This is a genomic window from Acidovorax kalamii (genome assembly GCF_002245625.1).
In the GTDB taxonomy this organism is placed as follows: Bacteria; Pseudomonadota; Gammaproteobacteria; order Burkholderiales; family Burkholderiaceae_C; genus Acidovorax; species Acidovorax kalamii.
This window is the reverse complement of sequence record NZ_NOIG01000005.1, coordinates 245,819-251,917: the sequence shown is the minus strand read 5'-3', so window position 1 is coordinate 251,917 and position 6,099 is coordinate 245,819. Positions and strand designations below refer to the sequence as shown.

Here is a 6,099-nt window from a genome sequence, read left to right as displayed (position 1 = left end):
TGGCAGGCGGCGATGGAGCGTTGCAGGCGGTCCAGCAGCAGGCGGCGGTTGGGCAGGCCGGTGAGCGCGTCGTAGAAGGCCAGGCGCTCGATTTCCTGCTCTGCCAGCTTGCGGTCGGTGATGTCCATGGTGAAACCATGCGACACCACCGAGCCATCGGCTTCGCGGTGGGGCACCGCGTTGGTCATGTGCCAGCGCACGCTGCCATCGTTCATGCGCACGCGGTACTCGCACTGCCAGGGCACGAGCTTGCGCACCGACATCATGGCCGAGCGCTGCACCTGCGGCAGGTCTTCAGGCACTACCCGGTGCATGAGCACGCCGTGGTCGGTGGTCACCTCGTGGGGCTCGACACCCATGAACTCGCGCACCGCATCGCTGATGTACTGCACGCTGGTGCTGCCATCGGAATGCAGGCGGTATTCGTAGATGAAGCCCGGGATGCGGCTGGCAATGCGCTGGATGAACAACAGCTGTTCGCGCAGCTGCTCGGCCGCACGGTGCTCGTCCGTCACGTCCTGCACCACGCCCATCACCACCTGCACGCCATCGCGCGGCAGCGTGCGCTGCACGCGCGAGCGCATCCAGCGCACTTCGCCGTCGGGCCGGCGCCAGCGGTACTCCACATCCAGGCCAGATCCGCGCTCGCGTATCTTGTCGAACACATGGCGGTCTTCCGGCAGGATGCCGCTCACGGCACGCTCCGGGTCCACCCATTCCTGTTGTTCAAAACCGGCGATGTTGCACAGGCCGGGCGACCACAGCAGCACGGTTTCGCCCGGGTCTTCAATGCGGCGCCAATGGCCGGTGCGGGCCAGGCTCTCCATGGTGTTGAAGACTTCGGTCTGCTCGCGCAGCTCACGCCGCACTTCTTCGAGCGAGCGCTCGGACGCGGCCAGCGCAGCACGCAAGGTTTCGGCCTCGGAGGCGTCGCGCACCGTGACCATGATGCAATCGTGGGTGACCCGGCGCGCGGACAGATCCCAGGCCAGCAGCAAGCGCCCGGGCTCGCGCACCACCTGGCGGCACTCCAGCGGCACCCCTACGCGCACCACGCCATACAGCTGGTCCAGCAAAGAGGTGCTCGCCAGCAGGTCGAACACCTCGCTGGCATCCGCACCGGGCTCGCGCACGGCGCCCAGCCCCGGCATACGGCGTGCGGCTGCATTGGCCGCCAGCAGCACCAACCGGCCGTTCTGCAGCCGGAACTCCATCAACGCCACCGGCACCGCATCCACCAGGGCCTGCAGGCGCGCCTGCGCCATGGGCTCGATGAGGCCGTCGCCCACGGGGGCGAGGAGGTCGGTCAACAGTTCGGACGAAATCACGGTCGCTCTGAAACCTTCGAATCCTGGGGTTGGGAAAAGCGCCCTCGCAACGGAAGGTGCCTGCGGTCAAAGCCAAGCTGCCAGCATACAGCCAAGAGTATGTCAAAACGTAACAAAGCTACAAAACCTGCGGCAAATCATTGAGGGGAAACCCCATGGGCAAGCTGCTACAGTCCACGCCTCATTCCCCCCGCCCCCTGCATGTCCGACACGCTCGAACACCACACGCCCATGATGCAGCAGTACCTGGCCCTCAAGGCCGGGTACCCTGAAACGCTCCTGTTCTACCGCATGGGCGACTTCTACGAAGTCTTCTGGCAAGACGCCGAAAAGGCTGCGCGCCTGCTCGACATCACGCTCACGCAGCGCGGCCAGTCGGGCGGCCAGCCGGTGGTGATGGCGGGCGTGCCCTTCCATGCGCTGGAGAACTACCTGGCACGCCTGATCAAGATAGGCGAGTCGGTGGCCATTGCCGAGCAGGTGGGCGAGGTGGGCGCGGCGAAGGGCCCGGTGGAGCGCAAGGTGGTGCGCGTGGTCACGCCCGGCACGCTGACCGATACCGAGCTGCTGTCCGACAAATCCGAATCGCTGCTGATGGCCGTGCACCAGGCGCCCCGCGCGCGCTGCGGCCTGGCGTGGCTCAGCGTGACGCAGGGCCGCGTGTTCCTGGCCGAATGTGCGCTGGACGAGTTGGGCGCCTGGCTGGCGCGCGTGGCCCCCAGCGAGCTGATCTACAGCGCAGGCGTAACCGAACGCTTCGAGCAGCAATTGCAGGTGCTGCGCCAAGGCGGCGCCTTCACCTGCCCCATGAGCCCCCGCCCCGACTGGCAGTTCGACAGCGCCCTGGGCGAGCGCAAGCTGCTCGAAAACCTGGGCGCCGCCAGCCTGCAGGCCTGGGGCGCACAAGACCTGGGCGAGGCCCACGCCGCCGCCGCCGGGCTGCTGACCTACGCCGAACATACCCAGGGCCGCACGCTCACGCATGTGCACAGCGTGCAGGTGCAGCGCAACGACGACCTCATCGACCTGCCCGCCACCACGCGGCGCAACCTGGAACTGGTGAAGACCTTGCGCGGCGACGATGCGCCCACGCTGTTTTCGCTGCTCGACACCTGCATGACCGGCATGGGCAGTCGCCTGCTCAAGACCTGGCTGCTGGAACCCCGCCGCGATCGTGCCGAGGCACGCCAGCGCCTCTCAGCCACCACAGCCCTGCGCGGAGCGGGGGGTGCTGGCGGCGGCTCTGGGCCCTGGGCCACACTGCGCGGCGAACTCAAGGGCGTGAGCGATGTGGAACGCATCACCGCCCGCATTGCGCTGCGCCAGGTGCGCCCACGCGAACTGGTAGGCCTGGGCAAGACGCTACAAAAATCAGAGCTACTAGCGATTAATGGACGCGCGCCAGAGCCTTTTTTGGTTCAAATTTTTGGCCACCTGCACCCGCCCGAAGGCTGCACGGCGTTGCTGCAGGCCGCCATTGCCGAAGAGCCCGCCGCCCTGGTGCGCGACGGCGGCGTGATCGCCACGGGCTTTGACACCGAGCTGGACGAACTGCGCGCCATCCAGACCAACTGCGACGCCTTCTTGCTTGAGCTGGAAACGCGCGAAAAGGCCCGCACCGGCATCGCCAACCTGCGCGTGCAGTTCAACAAGGTGCATGGCTTCTACATCGAGGTGACCAGCAGCAACCTGGACCGCGTACCCGACGACTACCGCCGCCGCCAGACGCTGAAGAACGCCGAGCGCTTCATCACGCCCGAACTCAAGGCGTTTGAAGACAAGGCGCTGTCCGCCAACGAGCGCGCCCTGGCCCGCGAGAAATGGCTGTACGAGCAGATCCTGGACCAGCTGCAGCCGCATGTGCCGGCGCTCACCCGCTTGGCGCAGGCGCTGGCCACGCTGGATGTGCTGTGCACGCTGGCCGAGCGCTCGCTCACCCTCAACTGGTGTGCGCCGCAGTTTGTGCCCGAGCCCTGCATCGAGATCGAAGGCGGCCGCCACCCGGTGGTCGAAGCCCGCCTGGCCGAGACATCCAGCGGCAGCTTCATCGCCAACCACACGCGGCTGAACGCCAACACGCGCATGCAGGTCATCACCGGCCCCAACATGGGCGGTAAATCGACCTACATGCGGCAGGTGGCGCTGATCGTGCTGCTCGCCAGCATCGGCAGCCATGTGCCCGCCACCAGCTGCCGCCTGGGGCCCATCGATGCCATCCACACCCGCATCGGCGCGGCCGACGACCTGGCCAATGCGCAGTCCACCTTCATGCTGGAGATGACCGAGGCCGCGCAAATATTGCACGCCGCCACGCCGCACAGCCTGGTGCTGATGGACGAGATCGGCCGGGGCACCAGCACCTTCGACGGCCTGGCGCTGGCCAGCGGCATTGCCACCCACCTGCACGACAAGACGCGCGCCTTCACGCTGTTTGCCACGCACTATTTCGAGCTGACCGAGCTGCCCGCCAAGGCGCGCCACGCGATCAACATGCATGTGAGCGCGACCGAGAGCGGCGCGGACATCGTCTTCTTGCACGAGATCCAGCCCGGCCCCGCCAGCCGCAGCTATGGGATCCAGGTTGCAAAACTAGCGGGCATGCCGTCGCCGGTGCTGCACCACGCGCGCCACGCGCTCGCGGCGCTCGAAGAACGTGCGGGCGAAGACGAGTTGCAGGTGGACCTGTTTGCCGCCCCCGAGGTGCCCGAGAGCGCGGGCGCCAGCCCGGTCGAGGCGGCGCTGGCCAGTATCAACCCCGATGCCCTGAGCCCGCGCGAGGCACTGGATGCGCTGTACCAGCTCAAGAAGATGGCAGGCTGAAGCGACACGACCCGGCTGCGCTGCGGGCTGCCTCCGGGACACCTCGCAACGTGCAGGGTAGTTTTCGGGCCTCAGCGGTACCAGGGGTTGGTTCTACAGCGCTGATTGCTATCATTTTTGCACCAATAGCAGCCATCGCACCGATGGGGCACCCGGCTGGGGCCAGGGGCCTTGGGGTCGCGGGCGACTAAACTCGCGGGTTACCTTCATCCAACGAACCCCATTGCTCCATGACGTACTGCGTCGCCATCAAACTCAACGCCGGGCTGGTTTTCCTGTCCGATTCCCGCACCAACGCCGGTCTGGACCAGATCAGCTCGTTCCGCAAGATGATGGTCTATGAAAAGGCGGGCGACCGCTTCATGGTGCTGCTGTCGGCGGGCAATCTATCGATCTCGCAGTCCGTGCGCGAGATCCTGCAGAACGAGCAGATCAAGGACGGTGATTCTGGCGAAGCCATCACGATCTGGAACGCCAAGAGCATGTTCGATGCGGCCCGCGTGCTGGGCTCGGCCGTGCGCCATGTGCACGAGCGCGATGGCGCCGCGCTCAAGCGCTCGGGCGTGGACTTCAATGTGTCCATGGTGTTTGGCGGCCAGATCAAGGGCGAGGGCATGCGCCTGTTCCAGGTCTACTCGGCGGGCAATTTCATTGAAGCCACGTCGGAGACACCGTACTTCCAGGTGGGCGAATCCAAGTACGGCAAGCCGGTGCTGGACCGCGTGCTCACGCCCGAGACCCCCCTGGACGAGGCCGCCAAATGCGCGCTGGTCTCCATGGACAGCACGCTCAAATCCAACCTGTCGGTGGGCCTGCCACTGGACCTGGTGGTGTACGAGGCCGACCGGTTTGCCACCGACAAGGTGGTCTGCATCGACGAGAACAACCCCTACTTCCGCATGCTGCACGACAGCTGGGGCCAGAAGCTGCGCCAGGTGTTCGACAGCATCGAGGACCCGGCCTGGGGCGGTGGTGCGACCGAGGTGCCCATCATGGTGAGCCCCGCACGCAGCAAGCCGCTCAAGAAGATCACGACCCACACCGACCGGCTCATCTAAGCCTCTCGGGCCGCCCTGCCCCCTTGCCCTGCCGGTACGCCCTTTGCCCATGCTCCCCATCGTTTTTTCTCACGCCAACAGCTTCCCGGCGGGTACCTACCGCCTGCTGTTCAAGCTGCTCAAGGCCCGTGGATTCCAGATCAGCGCGGTGGAGCGCTATGGCCACGACCCACAGTATCCGGTGACCAACAACTGGCCCCACCTAGTGCAGCAGCTGGCCGACTTTGCCACCGCACAGGTGCAGCGGCTGGGTCAGCCGGTGTTTCTGGTGGGACATTCGCTGGGCGGATTCCTGAGCGTGATGGCCGCCGCCCGCCACCCCGAACTGGTGCGCGGCGTGCTGCTGATTGACTCGCCGCTGATCGGCGGCTGGAAGGCCAACGTGGTCGGCGTGGCCAAGCGGGCACAGGTGGTGGGCTCGATATCGCCCGGCCGCGTGAGCCGCCAGCGCCGCTTCAGCTGGGCCAGCAACGAAGAGGCGCTGGAGCACTTCCGCAAGAAGAAGGCCTTTGCGCGCTGGCACCCCGAGGTGTTGCAGGACTACATCATCCACGGCCTGCAGGACCAGGACGGCAAACGTGTGCTGGGCTTTGACCGCGCGGTGGAAACCGCCATCTACAACACCCTGCCGCACAACCTGGGCCGCCTGCTCAGCGCCCACCCGCTGCAGTGCCCGGCCGCCTTCATCGGGGGGCGCGACTCGGAAGAAATGAAACAGGTGGGCATGGCCATGACGCTGCGCATCACCGAGGGCCGCACCATGATGCTGGACGGCAGTCACCTTTTCCCCATGGAGCAGCCGCAGGCCACGGCAGCGGCCATCGAGGCCGCGCTGTTGAACATGGCCTCACTCACCCAGGGCTGAGCCCCAGGACCCACCGCCAGCGGGTCTC

Annotated in this window: 4 protein-coding genes; 3 read left to right on the top strand and 1 reads right to left on the bottom strand. The window is 66.4% G+C overall.

The features are described from left to right. On the bottom strand, positions 1 to 1,328 hold a 1,328-nt coding region (locus tag CBY09_RS08860), incomplete at its 3' end, for a PAS domain-containing protein (RefSeq protein ID WP_240515650.1). Positions 1,329 to 1,529: 201 nt separating this feature from the next. On the opposite strand from CBY09_RS08860, the gene mutS reads away from it, so the two are divergent. The 3 genes from mutS (at position 1,530) to CBY09_RS08845 (ending at position 6,071) form a co-directional block, all read left to right on the top strand. Then, complete coding sequence (gene mutS, locus CBY09_RS08855; protein ID WP_094288574.1) at positions 1,530 to 4,148, top strand: DNA mismatch repair protein MutS; 2,619 nt, start codon at positions 1,530 to 1,532, stop codon at positions 4,146 to 4,148. A gap of 230 nt (positions 4,149 to 4,378) precedes the next feature. Continuing rightward, complete coding sequence (locus tag CBY09_RS08850; RefSeq protein WP_094288572.1) at positions 4,379 to 5,206, top strand: proteasome-type protease; 828 nt, start codon at positions 4,379 to 4,381, stop codon at positions 5,204 to 5,206. A 49-nt stretch (positions 5,207 to 5,255) separates the two neighbouring features. Further along, positions 5,256 to 6,071, top strand: a complete 816-nt coding sequence (locus CBY09_RS08845) for an alpha/beta fold hydrolase (protein ID WP_094288570.1) — start codon at positions 5,256 to 5,258, stop codon at positions 6,069 to 6,071. The last annotated feature ends 28 nt before the right edge of the window (positions 6,072 to 6,099 follow it).